Source organism: Tenacibaculum sp. 190130A14a (genome assembly GCF_964048965.1).
Classification (GTDB): Bacteria; Bacteroidota; Bacteroidia; order Flavobacteriales; family Flavobacteriaceae; genus Polaribacter; species Polaribacter polynesiense.
The window spans coordinates 1,854,121-1,880,046 of sequence record NZ_OZ040189.1; the positions used below are offsets into that span (position 1 = coordinate 1,854,121).

The following is a 25,926-nucleotide window of genomic DNA, read 5'->3' on the forward strand; positions in this document are numbered from 1 at the left end:
TTATGAAATTTTTATTTGATTCAGATACTTGGCAAGAGATTTACGGAAGTATTCGTAAAAATAAACTTAGAACTGGTATTACCATTATAGGAGTTTTATGGGGAATATTCATTTTAGTAGTTTTATTAGGAGCTGCTCGTGGAATGGAGAATAACTTTAAAAGAATTTTTGGTGATTTTGCTACCAATAGTGTTTTTATTTGGACACAACGAACAGATATGCCTTTTAAAGGTTTTCAAAAGGGAAGAAGATTTAACTTAACTTTTAAAGATATTGAAGCCTTAAAAAGAGAATATAAAGACGAGATTAAGTTTTTAGCTCCGAGAAATCAAACGAATGGAAATGTGGTTAGAAACTTTAAGTCAGGTGCATTTCAAGTAAGTGGAGATTATCCAATTTTAGATAAGATTCAAAAGAAAGACTTAATTTATGGTAGGTTCATCAATCAAAATGATATCAATAACAACACTAAGGTTTGTGTTATTTCAGAAGATATTTATAAACAGTTATTTGAAAAGAACGAAATGCCTATAGGGCAGTATGTAAAAATAGCAGAGATAAATTATAAGGTAGTTGGAGTATATAAGATAGCTGCAGGAATTGATTTAGATGGAGATACAGCTTATATTCCTTTTACAACATTTCAAAAAGTATACAATACAGCGAATAATATTGACTGGATGACGGTAACAGCTAATGAAGGTTATGATATTATTCAATTAGAAAAAGATTTAATATTAACCCTTAAAAACTTGCATAAAGTACACCCTGATGATAAAAGAGCCTTTGGATCTTTTAATTTGGGAGATAGAATTGATAAGTTAAATGGTTTTTTAAAGGGGATGCAATTTTTAACGTGGTTTGTTGGAATAGCTACCTTAATTGCGGGAGTATTTGCAATTGGTAATATTTTATTAATTACAGTTAAAGAACGTACAAAAGAAATTGGTATTAGAAGAGCTTTAGGAGCAACACCGATTAGTATTCGAAGACAAATTATATTGGAATCAGTTTTCTTAACAACAATTGCAGGAATGCTTGGAATTGTTTTCGGAGGAGCAATATTATATGTTCTAGATATTACCGTAGGTAGTGGAGATGATCCAACATTGGTAAATCCAACTGTTAATATACCAATTGTCATGTTAGCCTTTTTAATATTAGTTATATTAGGATCTGTAATAGGACTAATACCGGCACATATGGCAACAATAATTAAACCAATAGAGGCACTAAGAGAAGAATAAAAAAGTAACAATCAATTAATCATGAGTAAAAGAGCAAAAATTATTTTAGGAGTTGTATTACTACTATTTGTAATCATACTGATTTGGTTAGGAAAGAAAAACCAAAAGAGTGTAATTACGTATGAAACGGAAAAACCATTTAAAACGACTATTGTTAAAAAGGCAGTAGCAACAGGAAAAGTAATACCTTTAGAAGAAGTTGAAATAAAACCTCAAATTTCTGGAATTATAGATAAAGTATATTTAGAAGAAGGGGCAATTGTAAAAGCAGGTGATTTAATTGCTACTGTAAGAGTAGTACCTAATGAGCAATCATTACAAAGTGCTAAAGGAAGAATAAATTCGGTACAAATTCAGTTGAATAATGCTAAAACTCAATATGAAAGAAATAAAGCTTTATTTGATAAAGGAGTTATTTCTAGTCAACAATTTGAAGCATCTGAATTGTCTTTTAACCAGGCAAAAAATGATTTACGCAACGCTCAAAATGATTATCAAATTATTAGAAAAGGATCTGCTGGATCTGCTGGAGCGAACACGAATATTAGAGCAACTACGTCGGGTATGATTGTTGAAATTCCTGTAAAGAAAGGGTATCAGGTTATCCAATCTAATAACTTTAATGCAGGTACAACTATTGCAACTATTGCTGATATGACTAAAATGATTTTCGAAGGAAAAGTAGATGAATCTGAAGTTGGTAAATTAGTTAGAGGATCTAATATTGATGTTTCATTAGGAGCAATCGAAGACAAAAAGTTCCCAGCAATTTTAAATTTTATAGCACCAAAAGGAACAGAAGAAAATGGAGCAGTACAGTTTAAGATTAAAGCCGATGTAACCTTAGACGATCAATATTTCGTAAGAGCTGGATATAGTGCGAATGCAGATATTGTTTTAGATAAAAAGGATAGTATTTTATCTATCAAAGAGTCTTTATTAAGATTTGACAAGAAAACAGAAGAGCCTTATGTTGAAGTTAAAACTGGAGAAGATAGTTTTGAAAAGAAAACTTTAAAATTAGGTATTTCGGATGGAGTTAATGTTGAAGTATTAGAAGGAGTAGGAGCAGATGAAGAAATTAAAATATGGAACAAGGCCTCAAAAGACGATAAAGAAAAAGGAAATAACTAATACGTTTTAGTTTTTATACTATTAGCAGCTCTATTTAGAGCTGCTTTTTTTGTTTTTAAGTAACTCATATATATTTTTACCAAGTCTTCAGTAAGATAAGTTTATTGAAGGTGTTTTATGTAGGAAAGGATCTTCTTCTTAGATTAAAAAGGAGTAAGATTATTAAGGAAGTTAGTTTGTTGTCCTTAGAATATTGCTTTTTAAATACTTTAAACCTATTAAAAAGATCTGTTAGTATAATAGAATCAATAGTATTGATTGAACAATCAAAAAACGTTTATATGAATTAATATAATTGACTCTTTGTTTAATTGTACATCATTGATAATACCAAAAGCAGTTATCATTATGAATTGACTAAACTGCGCTATAGGTCCAATTTATTTTTAGATTCTAAAATATTAGAGATACATAGTGTTATAAATACCATGTCACTGGTAAAAAGATTAGAAAGATAGTAATTTCTGTAGAGCTATCTTTTAATAAATAAATGACTCTTATTTTATTATATAGGAGCCATAAAAAAACCTAAGAGAATCCTCTTAGGTTTTAAAATTGTGTTAACTTTATGAATTACACTAAATGTAGTATTTTATTCATTGTCTAATTTTTTGGTTAGGTTGAATCCAATAAATAAAGCTGCTCCTGCACAAATAAAAATTGATGAAACAAAGAATACTTCTGAATCTACAGCATTACTAGGACGCATTTCCCAAGGGCCACTGTAACCAAAGATTGAACTCAATAACGCTCCAAACAAAACTCCAACTCCAATTCCCATCGCTAATAAGGCTAAGTTTAAAATAATAACTCTTCCTGTTAAAGTTGAACGTTTTTTCTCTCCTTGCATAAATATTTTAGCATCTACACCTTTTTCTATTAAAGCCAAACGTTCTTTATTTCTTGTTGAATAGAATAAATAAAAGATTCCGAAGATTACTGCGAACAAGAACATAAATACAATTGCTACTTCCATATTTTTGATTTTAAATGATTATTTTTAATTTGTTTGAAGGTATGACTGTTTGCTTTTTAAAAAGGTTACAAAAAAATAAAAAAAATATTTTTAAAAAATATGTAACCTTTTTTGAGCGGGATATGTCATAGATATAAAACTAACTATTATTAACGATCAAGCTTACATAGAACAAATCCTAAAAGGAGATACGAATGCTTTCGCTTTTCTAGTAGATAAGTATAAAACGATGGTATTTTCTTTAGCTTATAAGATGTTAGAAAGTAAGGAAGAAGCAGAAGAGGTTTCTCAAGATACTTTTATCAAAACTTATAAGAATTTGAGTAAGTTTAAAGGTGAATCAAAGTTTTCTACATGGATTTATAAAATAGCCTATAGAACCTGTTTAGATAGCCTAAAAAAGAGAAAGAACAAATACAATACAGATACAATAGATGAAGTAACCATCAATAAAATTCAAACAACAGAAGGTATTTTAGATACTATAGAACGAAAAGAACGCGCATTGATTATTGAAAAGTGCATGAAAGACCTTCCGGAAGATGAACGTTCAATTTTATGGATGTTCTATTTTGATGAGTTAAGTTTAAAAGAGATTATCGAGATAACGGATTTTTCAGAAGCGAATGTAAAAGTAAAACTGCATCGAGCTAGAAAAAGATTGTTATCTATTGTAAAACAAAAAGTAGAACCCGAATTAATTAATCATTATGGGAGAAAATAAACATATTGAAGAATTAGATGCTTTTACTAAAAAGTATATGAAAGAATTAGATGTAAAGGAACCATCTATAGATTTTACAGCTAATATTATGCAAAGTATTTTGCAAACTGAAAACGCTGAAGTATTTAAAGCGACTCCTTTGATTTCCAAAAAAGTTTGGGGAGTGTTATTAACAATATTAGTGGTTTCGATTGTTTATGTATCAAGAGGCACTTCATTAAACTGGGTAAAAATGCCTAAGAAAGTATTAGACTATATACCACAAGTGCAAATGCCCAATTTATTTGAAAATATAAGTATTTCTAATACGGTGTTATATGTTTCTTTCCTTTTTACAGTAATGATTTTTTTACAAATCTTTTTCTTAAAAGACCATTTTACAAAGAAGTATAACACATAATTTATTTTACAAAACGAACCGAACTAATTTTACCATTAGTAATTTCATAAATGGCGACTGCTTTAAAAGTGTTGCCATTTGCTGTTACAAGTTCTTCGTCTATAACTACATTTCCTTTAACTATTCTACTCGTTATTTTGCAATGTAAATCAGGGGTATTCTTAAACATTGGAGCATAACGTTTTCTCATTTCATCAATACCTTGGTAGTTCAACTCGTCTGGATAAGTATATATTTTTACATCTTTAGCATAAGGTTGTAAAAAAGCATCAATGTCTCTTTTATTATATGCCTCTAACTGTTCTTGTGCCAAACCTCTAGGAGAAACTACGGCGGTGATAGCTAATTTTGAAGCAATACTATTTACAGTAATTCTTGAAATGTTGTTGATATTTTCATCTTTAAATTGATGAAAAACAGACCATCTTTTATCAGAAGAAGGATTAAATTGATATAAAGTATTTTCATAAGGAATTAAAATATTACCATTAGGTAACCAACAAATATCTTGAGCTGTTCCTACACTGGTAATTTTTTTGGTCTCTTTGGTATTTGGGTTTAATGACCAAACTTCCCAATTTTTTCCATTTTGCTTCATAAAACTAACCAAATTTGAATTTGGAATTTTATGAAATGATCTCCCCGTTTGCTTAGCTACAAAAATGTTCGTTTTCTTTCGTAGGTCAGTCACATAAAGCTGTAAACTATCGTTTACAATTACAGAGGAAATAACTGTGTTTTTATCATACCACATTGGATATGCAACTACTAAATCTTTAATAAGAGCTTTGTCTTTTCCTGATTTAATGTCGTATTGATAAAATCTTTGTAATCCATTATTATCTAATCTTACTGCTGATACATTTTTTGAATTCGGAATTTTCTGAGGTGAATATTCTCCTCCATTAGGAGTTTTACTAATGTATGAAACTTCATGATCTCTAACGTTATATTTTGCAATATCAGGCTGTCCATTTCTTGAAGAAGCAAAAAGAACAATATTATCGTTATAAAAATGAGGTTGACTATCATACCCTTCGTTATTAGAAATGTTTTTACCATTAATTACTTTTAGTTTACCGTTTTCAGATATGATATCAAAAAGGTGAATTTCTGTATTGGTTTGAGCTAAACTAACAGCACTAATAAATAATAAGAAGAATAACTTTTTCATTGATATTCGTATTAAAAATTCTAAAATACAAAATCCAGAGTTCTAAAACTCTGGATTAACTCAATAATCTAAATTTAATGTCAAATTTACTTCTTTACGAATTTTTTTAAGATAGATTCATTTTTGGCGGTTATCATTTGAATTGAATAAATACCTGTAGAAAGCTTAGATACATTAAGAGTGGAAGATGTTGTTTCTAAAACTTTAATCCCATTTAGATTATAAATTTCTATTTTATCAATATTATCTCCTTTTATATGAAGTATTTCACTTGTTGGATTAGGATAAATTGAGATGTCTGCGTGTGTTTTATAGCCTCCTAAAGGTGTTGGTCCCATAGCAGTTTTGTCTGGTAAAATTGGGTTGATACTATTTGCACAAGGAAAAGTACTATAACTTGCAGTGTTATCTTTACCCCAAGAACTATATGGGGTAAAACCATTATCTATTTGTATACACTCTAAGTTAGGATTGTTGGTAACATTGAAGGTAGAAAGAATGCTATTTCTTCCATTGGCAACGTTAATTGTTTTCAAGTTACAGCTCCAACTACTTAAGTTTTCTAGTTGTGTATTCTTAACTAAAGACAACTTTTCTATTTGATTTCCAGCACAGTATAAAACTGTTAAATTTATATTTTTGTCTATATTTAGTTTAGTCAAATTGTTTCCATTGCAGGCAAGAAATGTTAGGTTTGTAAAGGCTTCAATACCAGTTAAATCAGAAATATTTTTACCACCTACATTTAAATATGGACCGTAAGCTTGCGCTTCAGAAACTTGAATTTCTCCATCATTATTAATGTCAATAGTAGGAGTATTGTTTAATAAAGCGTTTTTAAAATTTGAGTCTGGTATATATACTACTTGAGAAGTGTTTATTTTAAACCCACCTAATGGAGTTGGTCCAGAAACCGTTTTATCTGGTAAAATTGGATTGATGGTTTCTTTACAAGGATAGTTGCTATAAGATGTATTTGTATCTTTTTTCCAACTATTTAGAGGGGTGAAATATCGATCTATTTGAACGCATTTTAAGTTTGGGTTAAACCTTAAATCAAAAGTAGTTAGAGTAGCATTATTACCATTGGCTATGTTTACACTTTTCAAATTATTATTGTTTGCATAAAGTGTTTTTAGGAGGGGATTACTTGTTAAAGTAAGCTTCTCAATATCATTGTCCATAGCGAATAGCATCGTTAATTTTGTGTTATACTTAAGATCTAATTTGGTTAAATTATTCCCATCGCAAGCTAATATTGGTATATTAACAAATGCTTCAATTCCCGTTAGGTCAGAAATGTTTTTACTGGAAATAACTATTGGATTAGTCCAAGCATGTGCTTCTGAAACTTGAATTTCTCCATCATTGTTGGTATCGATAGTATGTGAGTAGTTTATTAAGGCGTTTTTAAAGTTGGCATCAGGAATGTTCACAATTTGGCTAAAACCAAGAGTACTAGCAAAAATAGCAGTAAGTAAAGTAATAATTTTTTTCATTTGAATCTTATTTTTTGGTTAATTGATTTCAGTTGCAAAGTAAATTCGTTAATTGCTGAAAAAGAGCAAATACTTTCCGAATTAAACGTTTGGTTTTCCGAACAAACAATTAAAAATCCACCAAGATTTCTCAAGGTGGATTTGACTCTTTAAAAAAGGATAAGATTCTGGTAAAATAAAAGGTGTTTTACCCTTGTTTCTTATTAACTACCCAGTTATTAATTTTATTTTCTAACAAGGCTAATGGAATACATCCTGTTTCTAAAACTTGATCGTGGAACTCTCTAATGTCAAACTTATTTCCAAGTTCTTTAGAAGCCTTATCACGTAATTCTCTAATTTTTAACTGACCAATTTTATAAGATAATGCTTGACCTGGATTTGCCATATATCTTTCAATTTCAGAAATGATACTCGCTTCACTTTCAGCTTCATTATCTAAAGAATATTGAATAGCCTTTTCACGACTCCACCCTTTAGCGTGCATACCTGTATCAACTACTAAACGAATAGCTCTGTGCATTTCCATACCAAGCATTCCAAAATATTGATAAGGATCTGTATACAAACCTAATTCTTTTCCTAAATTTTCGGTGTACAATGCCCAACCTTCTCCATAAGCACTATACCATAAGGTTTTTCTAAAATCTGGTAAATCTTGATTTTCTTGAGTTAATGAAATTTGATAGTGATGACCAGGGATTGCTTCATGTAAAAATAAAGCTTCGTCAGAAAATACATTGTATTTAGAAGCATCTGGAATTGGAGTATAAAATACACCAGGACGGGTTCCGTCAAGTGATCCCGGGTTGTACTCAGCACTAGCAGAAGCTTCTCTGAATTTTTCAGTCTGTTTTACAATAAACGGTGTCTTAGGCTTATTACCAAATAACTTTTCTAATTGCGGTTTCATTTTTTCATGAATCGCATTGAAATTGTCAATAATCTGTTTTGGTTCAGTATATGGCATTAATTCCTTATTGTCTCTAACGTAATTAAAAAACTCTTTTAAACTACCTTTAAAACCAACTTCAGCTTTAACTTTTTCCATCTCAGCTAATATGCGAGCAACTTCTTTCAAACCTAATTCATGAATTTCATCTGCAGTCATATTTGTAGTGGTATAGTTTTTAATGGCATGCTGGTAGTATTCTTTTCCGTTTGGAACACCATCAACACCACTATCATCTCTTCCCGCAGCAAGGTAGTCTGTCTTTAAAAATTCAAATATTGATTTAAATGATGGAATCAATTTATCATTCAATATTATAGTATAATCTTTAGTGAGCTTCTCTTTTTCTTCATTTGAAAAATCAGCAGGAAAGTTTTTAATAGGAGAGTAGAAAAGGTGATCTGTTAATTGTGTATTAGCCAATACTTCGAATTGTGGAATTACTTTTTTAATGAGTGATTTAGGTAAAACAAACCCTTCTTCAATTCCTTGCTGCATGCGAGTTTTAGCAGATGTTAACCAGGTATTGTATTTATCTAATCTGCTTAACCAATTTTCATAGTCTTTAGTAGTTTTAAAAGGCTGTGCACTACTTCCACTGGCTAACTGCCCCATTGTTAAATTAATGGTCCACATTTGGTTAATAGGCATTAATAAGTCGTTTTTATAGCTTGCTTGTGCTAAAGCCATATTGCAATCCCAATCTAACACAGCTTTACTCATCTGCTGACTTTCTGTTAGATCAGTGTCTTTAAATTGAGTAAGTTTGGTTTTATAATCATTGAAAAAGTTATTGCTTTTTTGACCATATTCGTCAGACAGAAAATTAGGAAACTGATCATTATAACGACTATCACCAGCAAACGTTGCATTCAACGGATTTAATTTTAGTTTTCCTTCGTTATAATCTTTTAATAATTGATTAAATTCAGTGTTTTCCTTTACAGCAATAGAAGCTGTTTCTTTTTTTTCTTTTTTACAAGAAACTAGTAGAGCAGTAGTAACTACTATCGCTAAGAAGATTTTCTTCATGATTGTATTTTTTGATTGCAAACAAATATACCAAAAGAAAACCTTAGCGGAAGTTTACTGTATTATATTTAATATAAACCTAGGTTTAATTATTTAAACTCTTTATATAATCATTTGCAATGTCAGTTATTAAGTTGGTTAACTTAAAATAACCGCTTTTATTGGTAAAAACTGTAATTACTAATTTTTGTTTTGGGTAAACTCTATAAACAGTCCTGCTACCAGGATAGCCCCCGTTATGTCCAAAAAAGAAATTTCCATTTGTATCTTTCTTAGATATAAACCCAAAACCATATCCAGTGTATTTACCGTCAATAGTCTTTTGTGGAATTAATAGTTCTTTAAGACTTTCTTTTGACAAAAGTTCTTTTGAATACAATATTCCATGCATAAGCTTAATAAAATCTTCAGAAGTAGAAAGATAACAGCCTTGGGCATATTTTAGTGTACAATCTAAACATGGAGCCAAAATGTTTTTGCCATTTTTTTCAACATAAAAACTGTTATTACGCTCTAGGCTATTTTTGGAATCTGGAACAATTGAATTAAGATTCAATTTATCTAATATTAGAGATTTGTGACAATTGGTAAGTGTATTTCCACACTTTTTCTCAATGATTAAACCTAAAAGTTTGTAACCGTAATTACTATATTTCATTGCAGTTCTAGGTTTTAAAGCAAGGTCATCTAACCCAAATGATTTATACAGCTTATCTGTGGTATTGAATGTGTTTTCGCAATCGTACCGTTCTCCAGTAGGTATTCTTTTGATCCCTGCTAAATGCCCACCAACATCTTTAATACTAAAATCATATTTCTTTTTAGGAAGGTTAGGCAAATAAAGATAAACACTCTTGTATATGTCAATAGAGTCCATTTGCATCAATTTAGCAATAGTTAATGCGGTTAAACTTTTAGTCATACTAGCAATTCTAAATTTTGTTTTAGAAGGGTTTATAGGTGTTTTATTTTCAAGATTAGAATAACCAAATCCTTTAGAATATAGTATACTATTATTATGAGATATAGATACAGAGATTCCTGGAATTCTATGTTTTTTTTGAAAGCTTTTAACCAGTTTATCTATAGTAATTGGCATTTTTTCTTTGCCTTGAGAAAACCCATTGAAGACAAAACATAATAGCAATATGTGGAAAAATTTCATAGATTATTTTTAATTATCTTTATAATACCAGAAAGGAATTTGTGCAACTCTTTCTATTTTTTCTTCCTTTGTTTTGGGGTTCATTATCTTTCTTCGAATTGAAATTAAATGTTTTCCTTCTTGAACTTTTTTTAAAGGAATTACACTTTGAAAACCAAGTTGTTTATTGGTTTGGTTGATAATAAAATCTGAAGTGATTTCTAAACTGTCTATTGAAATCATATAGGTATCATTGAACGTAGCTAAATACTTAGAGTAAACACTATCTCTTTTATAAGAATAGTTTCTTCTTTTACTTTTGAAAATTTTAAAAAAACTACTATTTAATCCTCTTTGATCTTCTTCTGGAATTAAATTCTCATTTCTTTGCAAAAGAATATCTTCTATTTTTTTCTTGAAAGGAATAAAGACAGTTACATAAGGTTTACTGGTGATTTTTGTTGGGATAGCTACATTTTTCACAAATTCATTTTCTTCAAGTAAATCAAGATAATTGTTATTTCTAGAATAGTTAATTGAAGAGTAGGACTTTGTAGATAAATAGTTAGATCTTACATTGTTTAAAGTACTGATATATAGAATAGACATATAAAGAGGGAAAAGCATAAAGGCAATTCTACGTCCAAATTTATTATCAAGAAGGTTATAAACTAAGGGTCTGTACAAAAAAGATAAAGTAATAATACTAAATACTCTGTAAATAGGCATGTATAAAAAAGAAGTCCATTCTTTTTTCTTTAGATATCCTAAGGTTATAAAATCAATAAAAACGATAAATGCTAAACCTAAAAAACCAAAGGTAAAAAAGGCAAAAAAGAAAGTACCAATTGTTTTAGAAAATACGTTTGCTTCAATAAAAAGGTTTCCTGCCAGAATAACTACAAAAATAACAGCGAAAAAAGAAATTAAGTAAAAAAGAGTTAGAAAGGTTACCGCAAATAGAATACTACAGTAATTTTCTAGTCTAGCAATGTATCCATCAAAAGAACCTACTTTCTTTTTTAAAAATTTTGTAAAACGTTCATTATAGTTTAGTTCATCATAATCTATATCATTAGATACGTACCTTAATCCAATAGCTCCAATCCAAAGTCCACGTAAAATAACATGTACTATTAAATTAATGATGAGAATAAAACAGGATAATTTGATTACAGGATAATAAAATCGCCCATAGTTTTGAAGTGCAACAGATTCATTATGAGCTGCTTCGATAGGGTTGATTAGATTGATTAAACCAAAAATAGCAAAACCTGTAATAAGGAGCTCTAATTGCCAGCTTTCTTGTTGAAGTTTGTCTAAAAGAGCTTTAAACTTAGAGCTTTTGTAATCATTATTCATAGTTTGTTTTTTAGTTGACTTTACCTACAAAAAAACAAAACCTCTTTGAATTAGCAAAGAGGTTTTAAATTTAGTTAATAGTTATGTTAAGCTAACAAACTTCAAATAAGGAGGTTCAGTAGATGGTTTATGGAGATTTGGACCACGATAATACATGACCTTTCCCGAAACATTTTTATCAGTTAAATCAATTTCTAAATACAGAATTCCATCAGGGTGAATTACAGCGTATTTGTTTCCTCTATTAAGGTAAATAATTTTGAATACTTCATCGTCCTGATCTTCATGACGAATTATTAATCTATCATTTTCACCATTTAAAACGAGCATTCCGTTTCTTTTTACCCAGTTGCCTCTTACATCTTCTTTGATGTCAAGTTTAAAATTACCTATAGGTTGTTTTACAGGTGATGGTTCCGTTAAAAATGGGATTGCTAGGGTATGCGCTGTTTCTTCAATAGCCCAAAGTCTAAAAGCATTTGTCATCAATGAGATCGATAAGTTTTCCTTAGGAAATACACTGATAATATTTCTAGTACCTTCAGCTGATCCATCTTGTTCAAATACTTTTCTATCATCCATATCCCAATTTTTATCCCAACCAATACTTTGTCTTATAGTATCTTTTGAGTTCAAAGTTTGTATTTCAAAAATAGTATCAAGAGTTTCTTTTTTTATAAAACCATTAATGTAAGAGTTTCCTAGTTTCACTAAATCGGAAGGAGTTGAAATCATTCCAGCACCTGCCCAACTATAACTATAATCTTTCGGAGAGATGATTTCTGTGAGGTACCCTTTATGAACTCCTTCGTTGTTTGGTTTGAATAACCCAGTCATTTTAGGAGATTTATCATTCAAATTTTCAATACCTGTTGAGTTTAGATTTAAAGGATTAAATATGCTTTCTTCCAAAATCTTAGAATAGCTTTGATTAGATGCTTGTTCCATGATTTTAGAGAGTAGCGTAAAACTATGTGTGCTGTATTGGTATTTTTCTCCTGGTTGATTAGTTAAAGGAATATGTGAGAAAACATTTATTGCTTGATCAAGATTAGAGTAACTTGTCTGTTCAAACTTATCTTCTTTGGTATAATTAGGCATTCCTGATAAACCGCTAGCTATTTGCTTTATCGAAATAGGATATTTTTTCTTTGGATAGGTAGGAAGTACTTTCTCAAGACTATCATCAAAGCTTAATTGATCTTTTTCAATTAACTTTAAAAGAGCGGTTATCGTAATTACTCGGGATAAGCTACCCATTCTAAATTGAGTACTGGAAGTAACTTTTTCTTTAGTTTTTAGACTCTTGTAGCCGTATCCATTCTTATAAATAGTAGTGTCATTTTTACTGATAGCCAAAGACATGCCTGGAGGCGTGCTTGGTAATTTCATTAGCTCGTTTATCATGTAGTCTACAAGACGTTTTGAAGCTAAATTTTTAGTTTTTTCAATATTAAAACGTTGTTTGTTTTCTGGGGTTGCTAAAGTGTTTTTAGTACAGCTCAGTTGAAAACAAATTAATCCAATAAAGGTAATTACTAGAGGTAAGGTTTTATAAGTTCTTTTCATTTAGTTTGATTGATCATTAAGTTCTTTAAGCAATTTTTTAGCTTCTTCTGTCAACAGATTTTTTGAAACTAGTTCTTTTAAAACCTTTTGAGCATTTTCTTTATTACCTAAGGAAATATGGGTTTTGGCAACTAAATAATACAAGTGTTCATTAAAATAATATGGATGAGTCAATTCGACAAGTCGAGTTCCTAAATTTAATACTTCTTTGTTGCTGTTAGCAGCTAATATTTGATAGTATCCATATACAGCGATCATTTGAATATCATATAAGTTGTGGTGTTGTCGTAGTTCTTTTTTTGCCCAAGAGAATGATTTCTTATTGTGCAATAAATCATTTACTAAATAGATACTTTTTTCATCTTTATATAAAGTTCTTTTAACAGGTGTTAGACCTAAAGAACTGACAACGGCTTCAGCGGATTTTGTTGTAGAGAAAGGGTTTTGACCAGTAATGAACTTGCCAGATATAGCAACTTCAGAAAGCATAAAGTTATTCTGTTTAAAAATTGCACCTCTAGATTTTAACTTGGTTTCTAAACTGAAAGGAAACTCTTTTACCCATTTTTTTCCAAAGAGTTCCTCTTCGACATTACAGAATGCAGTAATTTCAACATCTTTAATGATAAATTGATCATCTTTTTTAATATTCACGAATGAAGCAGGTCCATGACAGACAGATGAAATAATTGTTTCTTTTCTGTTATATAAGTTTAGTATGATGTCTTGTAATGATGAATCATATGGTAAATCAAACATGGCTCCTTTACCACCAACAACATATATGGCATCGTAATTAGTAGGATTAATGTTAGCTGTTGGAAGCGTATTTTTAAGTAATTCTTTAGCCTTTATATCTTCTAAAGCGAGTTTGTTGTATTCTTTTTCTTTGTTAAACTTATCGGGTTCAACGGCTCCTCCTTTAGGACTGGCTACATCAATTAAAAGTCCATTGTTTTTAAATATTAAATAAGCTTGAGAAAATTCGTCAAACTCATAGCCCGGTCTTGTGGCTCCCAAATCTTTCCCATAACTACTAACTACCATTAAAATCTTTTTAGTATTGATTTTTGTTTGAGCGCTTAATAGCAAAGGAAAAAAGAGTAGAACATAACAAAACATTTTTTTCATGATATTTTAATTTAGATTATTTGATGCGAAAAAAGCACAAACGCACTTAAAAAGCTATCTAAATTATAATTCAGAAGTACTAAATTATGAACTAAAAACCTTGATTTATAATGTGAATAAGATAATTATTTAGGTGTTAAATCGGTCTCTGAATTGTGAAGGGGTTTGTTTTACTATTTTTTTAAAAGCAGTGTTGAATGCAGAAATACTGTTAAATCCACAATCATAGGCAATAGATGAAATGGTATTCTTTTTGTTGTTTGCTGAGGAAAGGATTTTTTTAGCTTCTTCAATTCTGTAAGAATTTATGAATTGTTGAAAATTTAGATTACAGTTTTCGTTTACAGACTGAGATAGGGAATGGGTAGTTACTTTTAATTCAGAAGCAACCATTTTAATTTTCAAATCTGGATTTAAAAATGGCTTTTTTTGTAGAAGATAAAATTCAAGTTCCCGAAAAATTTCTTTTGATTTTACATTGTCTAATGAGGAACTTTGATATTTGGTTTTATCTTCTAACAGAATTTTATTTACAAGAGCCCACAAACTTAAAGAGTATATTGCTATAGAATAAATTAAAGGGCCCAGTATATATGGAATGATATCTCCTAAAAGAAAAAAGAAATAGGAAGCCCAAATAAAAATAATGCCGATATGAATAAAATTGAGCCATTTTCTTTTTGTTACACTAAGTTCATTTTCATTTCGAAGAAAAGATTTTTTAAAAAAGTAAGATGCTAAAATATAGCTCAAAAAGTGTATATAGATAAGATAGATACCAAAAGAAACATAGAAGTCTTTTGATAAAAGTTGAGCACTATTTAATACAAAAAATACTACAAACGGAATTCCATGTATAAATATTTTTTTTTCGAATTTGAATGACTTTACTAGAAAACTTTTGGTATAAAAATAGAATAGAGGACCAAGTAAAAGAATAATTGTTAACCCCAAAGTGATTAGAATATAGTCTAAATCAACAGTGAAATACAAAAAAATAGATTTGCTTATTCGTACACCAAACAGTATTAACAAAACACCTAAAATCTTATTAGAGATAGATTTAGTGTCCTTTTTAGATAAAAGGTAAATACCTAAAATAAAACCATGTATTACACCTAAACCGCATATTAAAAGAATAAGTATATGTTCTGTTTTCATAAAGTAAAGATATAAAACAAATATACTGTGGCTTATACTATGATTGTTCTAAAAAAAGCATAAAAAAAAACCTCTTTGAAGAAACAAAGAGGTTTTAAAATATGTTTGAATAATTATTTAATAAGCTGATAAGAACGCTTAATAAAGTTAGTTAATTCTTCTCCATGTAATAAGTTTTGAGAAAGTTTAGCTAAATCAAACGCTTGAGAAACTAACTGTTTTTGTTTGTCTTCATCTGCGTTTAAAATATCACTAACAAGTTCATGATTGGTATTTACTACTAAATTGTACATTTCAGGTAAATTACCCATTCCCATCATTCCACCTCCCCCAGAAGCTTGCATTTCTTTCATACGACGCATAAATTCTGGAACGGTAATAATAAAAGGAGAAGCAGAAGAATCCATTGCTTCTAATTGAACAGTATAGTTTGAATTGTTAACAGCTCCTTCGATTACAGGTTTTAGTTGTTCTTTTTCTTCATCAGAAAGTTTAGAAATTACTGTATCGTCTTTTTTAATTAGGTTGTCAACGTGATCTGCATCAACACGTTTGAATTGAATTTTAGCTTCGGTATTTGAAGTTTCAAGCTTTTGCATTAAATGACTAACGATAGGAGAGTCTAGTAATAAAACTTCATATCCTTTGGCTTTAGCATCTTCTATATAACTATGCTGTGCATCTTTATTGGCAGCATATAAAATTACATGATTACCATCTTTATCAGTTTGAATATCTTTTGTCTTTTCTATTAATTCGTCAAATGTGAAATAAGTATTATTTACGGTAGGATATAAAGCAAACTTCTTAGCTTTATCGAAGAATTTTTCTTCTGACAACATTCCATATTCAATAATAACTTTGATATCATTCCACTTTTGTTCAAAATCTTCACGATCTTTTTTGAATAAAGAAGACAATTTATCAGCTACTTTTTTGGTAATATATCCAGAGATTTTCTTAACAGCTCCATCTGCTTGTAAATAAGAACGAGATACGTTCAAAGGAATATCTGGAGAGTCAATTACACCTTTAAGCATTTGTAAGAAGTCAGGAACAATTCCTTCAACATTATCGGTTACAAATACTTGGTTTTGATATAATTGAATTTTATCCTTTTGAATATCCATATTTTGAGATAAACGAGGGAAGTATAAAATACCAGTTAAATTAAAAGGATAATCAACATTTAAATGGATGTGAAATAACGGTTCTTCAAATTGCATCGGATATAACTCTCTATAAAAAGTCTTATAATCCTCTGCTTCTAAGTCAGCTGGTTTTTTAGTCCAAGCTGGATTAGTATTATTGATGATATTGTCTACTGTTTCAGTTGTTGGTGTTGCATCTTCAGCTGCGTCTTCAGGTAAAGGTAGTGTTTCCTCTTTGGTTCCAAACTTAATTGGAATTTGGTTGAAACGATTGTACTTAGTTAAAAGCCCAGAGATTTTTTGATCTTCTAAAAAGTCCTTTTCATCTTCAGAAATATGTAAAATTATTTCTGTTCCTCTTGTTGTTTTCTCATGAGCAACTAAAGTATATTCAGGAGATCCATCGCAAGTCCAATGTGCAGCAGGTTCTTCTTTATAAGACTTTGTAATAATTTCTACTTTATCAGCAACCATAAAAGCAGAGTAAAAACCTAGTCCAAAGTGTCCAATAACTCCAGTTTCATTGTTAGAGTCTTTATACTTTTCTAAAAATTCTTCTGCACCAGAGAAAGCAATTTGATTGATGTATTTTTCAACTTCATCAGCAGTCATACCTAAACCTTGATCTATGATATGAAGTGTTTTGTTGTCTTTATCTATTTTAATCTCAATTTGAGGCGTACCATACTCAACATTGGCTTCTCCTATAGAAATAAGATGTTTTAACTTGGTAGTTGCATCTGTAGCATTTGAAATAAGTTCACGTAAAAAGATCTCGTGGTCAGAATACAAGAATTTTTTAATCAGTGGAAATATATTTTCAACCGATACATTAATGTTTCCTTTACTCATAAGTATATATTTTGTTTGATATTATTTTCTGTTGACTTTTAGTCAAAAAAAATACCAAATGAGTATAAATGACAAGATGACATAAAAAACGCTTTTACGGTAATGTAAAAGCGTTTATTTATTGAAAACTAAATTTAGTTACTTTCTATTTTTAACGTGTTTTTCTAGCCACTGATCTTGTTCCCAAAGCATATGCATGATAGATTCTTTTGCTCTATAACCATGACTTTCTTTAGGTAGCATTACTAATCTTACTGGGGCTCCAAGTCCTTTTAACGCATTAAAATAACGTTCACTTTGTAATGGATAAGTTCCTGAGTTATTATCTGCTTCTCCGTGAATTAATAATAATGGTGTCTTCATTTTATCAGCGTGCATAAAAGGAGACATGTTATAGTATATTTCTGGTGCTTCCCAATAATTACGTTCTTCACTTTGGAATCCAAAAGGAGTTAATGTTCTATTGTAAGCTCCACTTCGTGCAATACCAGCAGCGAATAAATTTGAATGAGATAATAAGTTTGCAGTCATAAATGCTCCATAAGAATGTCCTCCAACAGCAACCTTATTACGATCGATATAGCCTAGTTTATCAACGGCATCTATAGCTGCTTTAGCATTTCCTACCAGTTGTTTTATAAAAGTGTCATTAGGCTCTTCTTTTCCTTCACCAACAATAGGGAAAGAGGCATCATCTAAAACGACGTAACCTCTGGTTACCCAGTATATAGGAGAACCATACCAAGGATAGGTAAATTCATTTGAGCTTGAGGTGCTTTGACCTGCACTGCTTTTATCTTTAAACTCTCTAGGGTATGCCCACATAATCATTGGATATTTTTTTCCTTTCTCATAATTCTTTGGTAAATACAGGGTTCCAGATAATTCTAAACCATCTTCACGTTTATATTTAATCACTTCCTTATGAATATTTTGTATGCTTACAAATGGATTTTTGAAAGTTGTTAAAGCAACGGGTTTTTTCTTCTTTTTAATGTTTCTAATAAAATAATTTGGAAATTCATTTTTAGATTCTAAGCGAACCAAAACCGTTCCTTTTTTCATATCTAGAGCAGATAAAATACCCTCAACTTTGTCTGTTAATTTTGATTGATAAAGTCTTGATGTTTTTTGTGTCTTTAAATTTAATTTATCTACAAAAGGAAACTTCCCTTTTTTACTATATCCATCTCCAATTCTAAAAACTTCGTTACCTACCATTTCTAAAGTATATTGACCGTATTTATTTCGTTGAGTAACAAAAGTACCGGGATCACTATACCTATCTTGGTAGTTCCTGTCTTCAATTGTAATTGGTTTTACTGTAGTATTTGAAGGATTAAAAACATATGATTTTGTGTTACGAGTGTTCCACCAATAATCTTGTGCTATAGCTGTATTATCATTACCCCATCTCATACTATAAAAACGACCTATTGTTTTAATCAATGGCTTCGCTTTTCCTTTAAATGGAGCGTTCAGTTCAAATACTTCATCTCTATGTGGAACTTTATTGTTCGGATCACCACCATCTAAAGCTTCAGCCCAAAATAGAGTAGCAGGCTTATCACCTCGCCATCCTATATTTCTTTTTCCCTTTCTTACTGCCATAAATCCTTTTGGTAAGTCTTCAATTAAAGGAACCTCTAAAACAGTTGTAACGAAATTAGCATTGGTATCGTAAATGTTTGTTTTAGCAGGAAATCTATAGTAAGGTACTAAATATGAGAATGGTTTTTGAATAATAGTAATCATAATGTAATTACCATCTGGTGAAAAAGAAACACTTCTATACATATCACCTTTCATCCACATACTCTTAGTACCATCAAGGTTAACTTTTTCTAATTCAGATAAGGCTAACTGTTCAAAATTATGCTCATCTGTTTTATTTTTTAAAAGATCTTGATAAGTTCTATTCTGTGCTTTTTTACCTTTTTTATTGATAGAAATAGTTGGTCCAGTGGGGATACTTGATTTCGTATCGATTAATGGTTTTTTATTCTTTGAAACAAACTTCACTAATAAAGAGCTACTGTCTTTAAACCAAGAAAATGGTCTTCCCATGTTGGCATTAAGAGTTGCTGTAGTTAACTTCGTTGCTCTTTTAGATTGGATATCCAATACCCATAATTCTACACCAGAAGTTGTTGTATTCGTAAAAGCCATTTTCTTTTGATCAGGAGACCAAGAAAAATTAGCCAAACGTCTTTTGTCTGGTAAACCTGTTACAGCAGCTTCAGTTCCGTTTCTTCCAATTCTAACTTTTACATTGGTAAAATAGCTTTGTCTGCTATTAATATTCGTTTTTGGGTTTATACGTAAACCACCAAGGCGCATTTCTTTTTCAGAGAGCGTCTCAATACTCTTATAATTACTACTATACAAGAAAACAATGTTTTCCGCATTGTTGTCCATCCTAATTCTAGGAGTTCCGGGGGCATTTGCCAGTTCTAAAATCTCTTTTGGGGGCTCTTGATAACCTATATTTTCTTGAGAAAATCCAAGAAAAGAAATACCAAGTAACAATAGTAGACTGATTTTTTTCATGTGTATATAATTTTTTATACTCAAATATATAACCTAGATATCTGAACAGAACCGACAAAATGTTAAAATAAACTTAAGGTTTGTTTGGTAGGTTTTCTATAAATTGAACTATATCGTTCTTGTTTTCAATTATTTTACTTACCAAAGTGAATTGATTTATAGCCCTATCTAAATTGTGTTCTGAATATAATGTTTTATAGTAAACATCATTATTTAGATAATCTGTTAGAAAACGTAAGCCCATAATAAATGTCATTATTTTCGGACCATGTGATAACAATTCTATTTCAGTTTGAGTTAAGGTGTTTTTTAAACTTTGAAAAAAACCAATGGTATAGTTTTTAAAATAATCTAGATTAAAATCAACTTTTTTTAAATCAGTTTCATCTTCATTAGCCGTACTACAAATTGTTCTTAACGCATCACCATAATCAAAGTGAATACAACCTAGCATAACGGTATCTAAATCAATCATACAAATAGCATGTTCATTTCGATCAAATAAAATATTAGAAATCTTAGTATCGTTATGAGTTACACGTAAAGGAATTCTTTTGTTTTCAAGAGCCTTATCTATTACAAGCATTTCATCTATGTATTTATGTACAAAGTCGATATATTTTTTAGCTTTATCTATCCTTTCTTTAATAGCAAGAGTAAGTGCTTTTTGAAATTCCTGAAATCTAAATTCCATTGAATGAAATTTGGGCAAAGTTTCAATTAAAATACCAGTGAAATTGGTAGTATCATTTAAGAATTTACCTGTAGCAAATCCCGCTTGAAAAGCAACGGTATTCGAAGTTGCTTTTAAAAATGTTTGAGAATTCTGAATGTATTTAGACAAACACCAAAATTGATTGTTCTTATCAAGAATGTAAAATTCTGAATTTTTGGTAGGAAGAAATTGTATAGTTTCACTTCCTTTTTCAATTAAGTATTGCGATATAGCAACTTTATTTTGAATAACATCTTTGGCATTTTTAAAGACAGTACCGTTTAATTGTTGTAATACATATTGTTGAGTAGAGTAGGTATAAATTAAATAAGTATCGTTGATATGCCCCGAACTAAAGGTTTGAAAGTTCTTAAAACTATGATTTGTATCAAACAGATTGAAAATATATGATAATCTTTGATTTAGTTCCATAAGTTTTCAGGATATATTCCTTGCTTTTTATAATGAATGATTTTTGAGACTACTTGGGGTTTATCTTCTTTATAAGTGACACCCATCCAATCAGATGCAGTTTCTAAGACTTTTACAGAGGCTTTGTTTTCATTTAAAAGAAAATTAATGGCTGATGGTAAGTAAAATTCTTCTTTCTCAGTTAAATAATGTTGCTTCAAAAATCCATAAAATAATTGATCTAATTCCTCAAAAATCTTAGGAGTAAAACCCCAATAATTCATAGATACAAGCGTGTTTTTTTTCATGTCTTTTTTTAAATTATTCTCAACATATACGATTCGATTATGTTTTGTAGAGATTTGAGACCTTTCTATGATACTTTTTAAGTTACCTTCATTATCTATGGTGCATTCACCTCTTGAAACTGATCCGTTTTTAGAAAGCGTATTTTGAATTTGATAACCCATCATTGCATATTGAGTGGTAGTAGGGTTCGTTGATTTTAGAAATGCTGCCATTTTAGCAAATGATTCTTGACCATAAAAATCATCTGCATTGATAACACAAAAGTTGCTGTCAATTACTTTTTTTGAGACTAACAAGGCATGAGCTGTACCCCATGGTTTTATACGGTTGTTATTCTTGAATTCCTCTGGAATATCAGTAGTTTCTTGACAAACAAATTCAATATCTATCAAATGCTTTAATTTAGACTTAAAGGAAGTCTTTAAGATGTTTAAGATTTCACCTCGAACAACAAAAACAACTTTTTTAAAACCATTTTGAATAGCGTCATAGATAGAAAAATCTATGATTGCTTCATTTTGAGAACTAATAGCATCAATTTGTTTTAATCCACCATATCTACTTCCTAAACCGGCAGCAAGAATTACAAGAATCATAAATTTTATTTTAAAAGGTGAATATAATTTAATTTGAATGATTATTTTGGTCAAAACTAAATTTAACTCCATGAATTTAACCTCGATTGACTACGCCTTTATCTTTATTTTTTTCAGTATTACATTAGGAATTGGAATTTGGGTTTCTAAGAAATCTAAACAAAGTACTTCAGAGTATTTTTTGTCTGGAAGGAATATGCCTTGGTGGTTGCTTGGAGTTTCTATGGTTGCAACAACATTTTCAACAGATACTCCAAATTTGGTTACAGATATAGTAAGAACTAATGGAGTTTCTGGTAACTGGGTTTGGTGGGCATTTTTATTAACTGGAATGTTAACGGTTTTTATATACGCTAAACTATGGAGGAAAAGTAAAGTTACCACTGACTTAGAGTTTTATGAACTGAGATATGGAGGGAAACCAGCTAAGTTTTTACGAGGATTTCGATCATTGTATCTTGGAGTGTTTTTTAATGTATTAGCAATGGCAGGTGTTACTTTGGCAGCAATCAAGATAGGTGAGGTAATGCTTGGACTATCACCTATTCAAACAATTGGTATTGCATCTATTGTTACTGTTGCTTTTAGTGCAATTGGAGGTTTTAAAGGAGTGGTTTATACGGATTTTTTATTGTTTTTTGTAGCTATGATTGGCGCGATTGGAGCAGCAGTGGTTGCTGTAAATCACCCTGATGTAGATGGACTAGGAAATTTACTGACACATCCAAATGTAGCAGATAAGTTATCTATTTTACCAGATTTTAATGATAAGGAGTTGCTTATATCTATTTTTATAATTCCATTAGCTGTGCAATGGTGGAGTGCTTGGTATCCTGGAGCTGAACCTGGAGGAGGAGGGTATATTGCGCAAAGAATGTTAGCTTCCAAAGATGAAAATCATGCTATAGGCGCTACTTTTTTCTTTAATATATTGCATTATGCATTACGACCATGGCCATGGATTATTGTGGCATTAGCGTCTTTAGTGGTATTTCCAGATTTGGCAAGTATAAAAGAAGCCTTTCCTAACGTTTCTGATAGTAAATTAGGACATGATTTAGCATATCCAGCAATGCTAACATTTTTACCAACAGGACTGGCAGGTGTTGTGTTAACCTCTTTAATAGCAGCTTATATGAGTACCATTTCTACCCATTTAAATTGGGGAGCTTCTTATATAGTAAATGATTTTTACAAACAAAATATAAATCCTAACGCAACAGAGAAAACTTTGGTAAATGTCGGTAAACTATCTACAGTTGTTTTAATGATTTGTAGTGCGGTTTTAGCGTTATCATTTACAAATGCCTTAGAAATATTTAAGTTTATATTAATGTTCGGGGCGGGAACAGGATTAATCTTTTTATTACGCTGGTTTTGGTGGCGTATCAATGCATGGAGTGAAATTTCAGCAATGTTCGCTTCAGGAGTATTTTCATTAATATTCCATTTTAATTCAGAGTATTTATTTGGAGAGAATGGATTGTTCGCCAGTTATTGGCAATTTCCTTTGGTTGTATTATTAACTACCTTGGTTTGGCTTTTAGTAACTGTTTTAACAAAACCAGAAGATGATCAAACTTTAATTAATTTTTATAATAAAATACAACCTAAAAAAGAAGGATGGACACCTGTATTAAACAAAGCAAAAGAACTAGGAGTAAGAATGGAAAAGCAGGGGGGGAGCACTAGTTTAACAGATGGTTTATTGGCAGTTTTTATTGGCTGTGTTTTAGTATTTAGCAGTTTGTTTGCAACAGGAAATTGGATATATGGAAACTATGAACTAGCTTTAAGTCTGTCAGTTTTAACCGTAATTGCTGCTTTAGGATTGCTTAAATTATGGAAAAAGATTAAGGTAAATTTCTTATAGTGTATAATGTATAAAAAAAAAGCACCTTTGAAAACAGGTGCTTTTTTTTATGTTGTTGAACAAAGAATTATCTTCTTCTACGTCTTCTACTAAAGTTTTCAGGATTTTGTCCTTTTTTACTAGAATTTTCACTACGTCTTCTTCCAAAACCTTTGCTTGGGCTTTCGTCGTTACTTCTTCTTTTTCCACTAAATTGACCTTTTCTACCACCATCTCTTCGGCCATCTCTTCTAGGTCCTCTTCCGCGTCCGCGACCACTACCTCTATCAGTTTTGGTAACTTCAACGTTTACATTTCTACCATTAAAATCTGGACTGTTTGCAGCAAAGGCTTCTAAAGTATCACCTTCAAAGTTTTTATCAATTTCAAAGAAAGAGAACGTGTCTAAAATATCAATTGCTCCAATTTCAATTTTATCTCCTATTTTTTGGTCATTGATTAATCCAATTAATTTAGCTGGATTTAATCTATCTTTTCGACCTATATTAATAAAGAAACGTGTCATATTTTCATTAGAAGACCTTCCTCTAGAGTTTTCTCTTGAAGATAAATTGTTTAGGTCTGGAGCATTCTCGTAGTATGATAAGAATGTATTAAACTCTAATGAAACGAACTTTTGAATTAATTCTTCACGACTTAAGTCTTCAAGCTTTTCATAAATACTTGGTAAAAAGCCTTCTATTTGCTCTGTATTAACTTCTGTATTTTGAACTTTATCAATTAAATGGAATAATTGATTTTGACAAATCTCTTTCCCCGAAGGAACTGGAGTATGTTCAAACTTCTTCTTAATTATTCTTTCTATAGGACGTAATCTCCCTTGCTCTTTTCTAGAAACTAAAGCAATAGAAATACCTTTATTCCCAGCTCTACCTGTTCTACCACTACGGTGATTGTAATTCTCTATTTGATCAGGTAATTTATGGTTAATTACATGAGTCAAGTTATTAACATCTAAACCACGAGCTGCAACATCAGTAGCTACTAATATTTGTATGTTTTTTTTACGGAATTTTTCCATAACAGAATCACGTTGAGCTTGCGATAAATCTCCGTGTAAAGCATCAGCGTTGTATCCATCTCTAATAAGGTTATTAGCCACCTCTTGAGTTTCTCTACGTGTTCTACAAAACACAATAGCGTAAATATTAGGATTTAAATCTGCAACTCTCTTTAAGGCAGGATAACGTGTTTTTTCATTTACTAAATAATATTCATGACTTACGTTATCAGAACCTTGATTTTTTTGCCCTGAAGTAATTTCTACAGGGTTTGTCATATAATTGTTAGCAATAGCTTCAACTTCTCTAGGAAAGGTTGCAGAGAATAACAATGTTTGTTTACTATCTGGAGTAGCTTCTAAAACTTGATCCAATTCATCTTTGAATCCCATGTTCAACATTTCATCAGCTTCATCTAAAACTAACCATTGAACATTTCCTAATTTTAAAGCTCTTCTCTTAATTAAATCAACGGTTCTTCCTGGTGTACCTACAACAATTTGAACACCTCTTTTTAACTTTCTAATTTGCTCCTCAATATTGGCACCACCATAAACTGTTGCTACTTTTAAATTAGGTAAGTATTTAGAAAAATCTTCAATATTTTTTCCTATTTGCACAGCTAATTCACGTGTAGGTGATAAGATAATGGCTTGAGTATTGGTATTTGTTTGATCTGCAAGTTCTATTATTGGTAAACTGAAAGCGGCTGTTTTTCCGGTACCAGTTTGAGCAAAAGCTTTTAAGTCATCCGTAGATGCAATGATTTGAGGAATTGCTTTTTCTTGAATAACAGTTGGCGTTTCGTATCCTAAATCGTTCAACGCCTTATTGATAGGTTCTTGTAAACCTAAATCTAAAAATGTAGACATAATGTGAATTTTTTTGAATTCACAGATGCCCCATCTATGAATTCCTTAATAATTAATTGTTATCTCTCTACAGAGATTTTTTGGACGGCGC

Annotated in this window: 19 protein-coding genes; 5 read left to right on the forward strand and 14 right to left on the reverse strand. The window is 30.5% G+C overall.

Features of this window, described 5'->3' with window-relative positions:
- Positions 1-2: 2 nt before the first annotated feature.
- Positions 3-1,247, forward strand: a complete 1,245-nt coding sequence (locus tag ABNT22_RS08955) for an ABC transporter permease (RefSeq protein ID WP_348717432.1) — start codon at positions 3-5, stop codon at positions 1,245-1,247.
- A gap of 21 nt (positions 1,248-1,268) precedes the next feature.
- Complete coding sequence (locus ABNT22_RS08960; protein WP_348717430.1) at positions 1,269-2,381, forward strand: efflux RND transporter periplasmic adaptor subunit; 1,113 nt, start codon at positions 1,269-1,271, stop codon at positions 2,379-2,381.
- Positions 2,382-2,973: 592 nt separating this feature from the next.
- Here the strand turns inward: ABNT22_RS08960 and ABNT22_RS08965 are convergent.
- The gene (locus ABNT22_RS08965) at positions 2,974-3,357 is read right to left on the reverse strand and encodes a DUF6249 domain-containing protein (protein WP_348717429.1); all 384 of its coding nucleotides are present in this window, start codon (positions 3,355-3,357) and stop codon (positions 2,974-2,976) included.
- A 175-nt stretch (positions 3,358-3,532) separates the two neighbouring features.
- Between ABNT22_RS08965 and ABNT22_RS08970 the strand changes: the two genes are divergently transcribed.
- Both ABNT22_RS08970 and ABNT22_RS08975 read left to right on the forward strand, forming a co-directional pair.
- Positions 3,533-4,081, forward strand: coding sequence for an RNA polymerase sigma factor (locus tag ABNT22_RS08970; protein ID WP_348727297.1), 549 nt, complete (start codon positions 3,533-3,535; stop codon positions 4,079-4,081).
- Positions 4,068-4,481: a hypothetical protein gene (locus tag ABNT22_RS08975; RefSeq protein ID WP_348717428.1), complete on the forward strand. Its 414-nt coding sequence runs from the start codon at positions 4,068-4,070 to the stop codon at positions 4,479-4,481. The genes ABNT22_RS08970 and ABNT22_RS08975 overlap by 14 nt, the downstream gene beginning before the upstream one ends.
- A gap of 1 nt (position 4,482) precedes the next feature.
- Here ABNT22_RS08975 and ABNT22_RS08980 read toward each other — a convergent pair whose 3' ends face one another.
- The 12 genes from ABNT22_RS08980 to ABNT22_RS09035 form a co-directional block, all read right to left on the reverse strand.
- Complete coding sequence (locus tag ABNT22_RS08980; protein ID WP_348717427.1) at positions 4,483-5,655, reverse strand: nuclear transport factor 2 family protein; 1,173 nt, start codon at positions 5,653-5,655, stop codon at positions 4,483-4,485.
- An 86-nt stretch (positions 5,656-5,741) separates the two neighbouring features.
- A complete protein-coding gene (locus tag ABNT22_RS08985) occupies positions 5,742-7,154 on the reverse strand; it encodes a T9SS type A sorting domain-containing protein (protein WP_348717425.1) in 1,413 nt (470 codons plus the stop codon).
- A 187-nt stretch (positions 7,155-7,341) separates the two neighbouring features.
- Positions 7,342-9,138 (reverse strand): DUF885 domain-containing protein, encoded by a 1,797-nt coding sequence (locus ABNT22_RS08990; RefSeq protein ID WP_348717423.1) that lies wholly within the window; start codon positions 9,136-9,138, stop codon positions 7,342-7,344.
- An 85-nt stretch (positions 9,139-9,223) separates the two neighbouring features.
- On the reverse strand, positions 9,224-10,237 hold the full coding sequence (locus ABNT22_RS08995; protein ID WP_348717421.1) for a serine hydrolase domain-containing protein: 1,014 nt from the start codon (positions 10,235-10,237) through the stop codon (positions 9,224-9,226).
- Positions 10,238-10,312: 75 nt separating this feature from the next.
- Complete coding sequence (locus ABNT22_RS09000; RefSeq protein ID WP_348717419.1) at positions 10,313-11,644, reverse strand: hypothetical protein; 1,332 nt, start codon at positions 11,642-11,644, stop codon at positions 10,313-10,315.
- Between the two features lie 81 nt (positions 11,645-11,725).
- Positions 11,726-13,213, reverse strand: coding sequence for a serine hydrolase domain-containing protein (locus ABNT22_RS09005; RefSeq protein WP_348717417.1), 1,488 nt, complete (start codon positions 13,211-13,213; stop codon positions 11,726-11,728).
- On the reverse strand, positions 13,214-14,344 hold the full coding sequence (locus ABNT22_RS09010; protein WP_348717415.1) for a type 1 glutamine amidotransferase domain-containing protein: 1,131 nt from the start codon (positions 14,342-14,344) through the stop codon (positions 13,214-13,216). It abuts the gene before it with no gap.
- 129 nt (positions 14,345-14,473) lie between these two features.
- Positions 14,474-15,505: a helix-turn-helix domain-containing protein gene (locus ABNT22_RS09015; protein ID WP_348717413.1), complete on the reverse strand. Its 1,032-nt coding sequence runs from the start codon at positions 15,503-15,505 to the stop codon at positions 14,474-14,476.
- Between the two features lie 113 nt (positions 15,506-15,618).
- Positions 15,619-17,508, reverse strand: a complete 1,890-nt coding sequence (gene htpG / locus ABNT22_RS09020) for a molecular chaperone HtpG (protein ID WP_348721671.1) — start codon at positions 17,506-17,508, stop codon at positions 15,619-15,621.
- 138 nt (positions 17,509-17,646) lie between these two features.
- Complete coding sequence (locus tag ABNT22_RS09025) at positions 17,647-20,058, reverse strand: alpha/beta hydrolase family protein (RefSeq protein ID WP_348717409.1); 2,412 nt, start codon at positions 20,056-20,058, stop codon at positions 17,647-17,649.
- Positions 20,059-20,131: 73 nt separating this feature from the next.
- Complete coding sequence (locus ABNT22_RS09030) at positions 20,132-21,205, reverse strand: aminoglycoside phosphotransferase family protein (protein WP_348717407.1); 1,074 nt, start codon at positions 21,203-21,205, stop codon at positions 20,132-20,134.
- Positions 21,196-22,089 (reverse strand): nucleotidyltransferase family protein, encoded by an 894-nt coding sequence (locus ABNT22_RS09035; protein ID WP_348717405.1) that lies wholly within the window; start codon positions 22,087-22,089, stop codon positions 21,196-21,198. Before ABNT22_RS09035 ends, ABNT22_RS09030 begins: the two co-directional genes overlap by 10 nt.
- Positions 22,090-22,159: 70 nt before the next feature.
- Here ABNT22_RS09035 and ABNT22_RS09040 point away from each other — a divergent pair, with 70 nt between their 5' ends.
- Positions 22,160-23,962, forward strand: a complete 1,803-nt coding sequence (locus ABNT22_RS09040; RefSeq protein WP_348717403.1) for a sodium:solute symporter family protein — start codon at positions 22,160-22,162, stop codon at positions 23,960-23,962.
- Positions 23,963-24,029: 67 nt separating this feature from the next.
- Here the strand turns inward: ABNT22_RS09040 and ABNT22_RS09045 are convergent, their stop codons facing one another.
- Positions 24,030-25,835: a DEAD/DEAH box helicase gene (locus ABNT22_RS09045; protein ID WP_348717401.1), complete on the reverse strand. Its 1,806-nt coding sequence runs from the start codon at positions 25,833-25,835 to the stop codon at positions 24,030-24,032.
- Positions 25,836-25,926 lie beyond the last annotated feature (91 nt).

Coding starts and splice junctions, on each gene's coding strand:
- ABNT22_RS08955 (WP_348717432.1), top strand. CDS start 3: ATGAAATTTTTATTTGATTCAGATACTTGGCAAGAGATTTACGGAAGT.
- ABNT22_RS08960 (WP_348717430.1), top strand. CDS start 1,269: ATGAGTAAAAGAGCAAAAATTATTTTAGGAGTTGTATTACTACTATTT.
- ABNT22_RS08965 (WP_348717429.1), bottom strand. CDS start 3,357: ATGGAAGTAGCAATTGTATTTATGTTCTTGTTCGCAGTAATCTTCGGA.
- ABNT22_RS08975 (WP_348717428.1), top strand. CDS start 4,068: ATGGGAGAAAATAAACATATTGAAGAATTAGATGCTTTTACTAAAAAG.
- ABNT22_RS08980 (WP_348717427.1), bottom strand. CDS start 5,655: ATGAAAAAGTTATTCTTCTTATTATTTATTAGTGCTGTTAGTTTAGCT.
- ABNT22_RS08985 (WP_348717425.1), bottom strand. CDS start 7,154: ATGAAAAAAATTATTACTTTACTTACTGCTATTTTTGCTAGTACTCTT.
- ABNT22_RS08990 (WP_348717423.1), bottom strand. CDS start 9,138: ATGAAGAAAATCTTCTTAGCGATAGTAGTTACTACTGCTCTACTAGTT.
- ABNT22_RS08995 (WP_348717421.1), bottom strand. CDS start 10,237: ATGCCAATTACTATAGATAAACTGGTTAAAAGCTTTCAAAAAAAACAT.
- ABNT22_RS09000 (WP_348717419.1), bottom strand. CDS start 11,644: ATGAATAATGATTACAAAAGCTCTAAGTTTAAAGCTCTTTTAGACAAA.
- ABNT22_RS09005 (WP_348717417.1), bottom strand. CDS start 13,213: ATGAAAAGAACTTATAAAACCTTACCTCTAGTAATTACCTTTATTGGA.
- ABNT22_RS09010 (WP_348717415.1), bottom strand. CDS start 14,344: ATGAAAAAAATGTTTTGTTATGTTCTACTCTTTTTTCCTTTGCTATTA.
- ABNT22_RS09015 (WP_348717413.1), bottom strand. CDS start 15,505: ATGAAAACAGAACATATACTTATTCTTTTAATATGCGGTTTAGGTGTA.
- htpG (WP_348721671.1), bottom strand. CDS start 17,508: ATGAGTAAAGGAAACATTAATGTATCGGTTGAAAATATATTTCCACTG.
- ABNT22_RS09025 (WP_348717409.1), bottom strand. CDS start 20,058: ATGAAAAAAATCAGTCTACTATTGTTACTTGGTATTTCTTTTCTTGGA.
- ABNT22_RS09030 (WP_348717407.1), bottom strand. CDS start 21,205: ATGGAACTAAATCAAAGATTATCATATATTTTCAATCTGTTTGATACA.
- ABNT22_RS09035 (WP_348717405.1), bottom strand. CDS start 22,089: ATGATTCTTGTAATTCTTGCTGCCGGTTTAGGAAGTAGATATGGTGGA.
- ABNT22_RS09040 (WP_348717403.1), top strand. CDS start 22,160: ATGAATTTAACCTCGATTGACTACGCCTTTATCTTTATTTTTTTCAGT.
- ABNT22_RS09045 (WP_348717401.1), bottom strand. CDS start 25,835: ATGTCTACATTTTTAGATTTAGGTTTACAAGAACCTATCAATAAGGCG.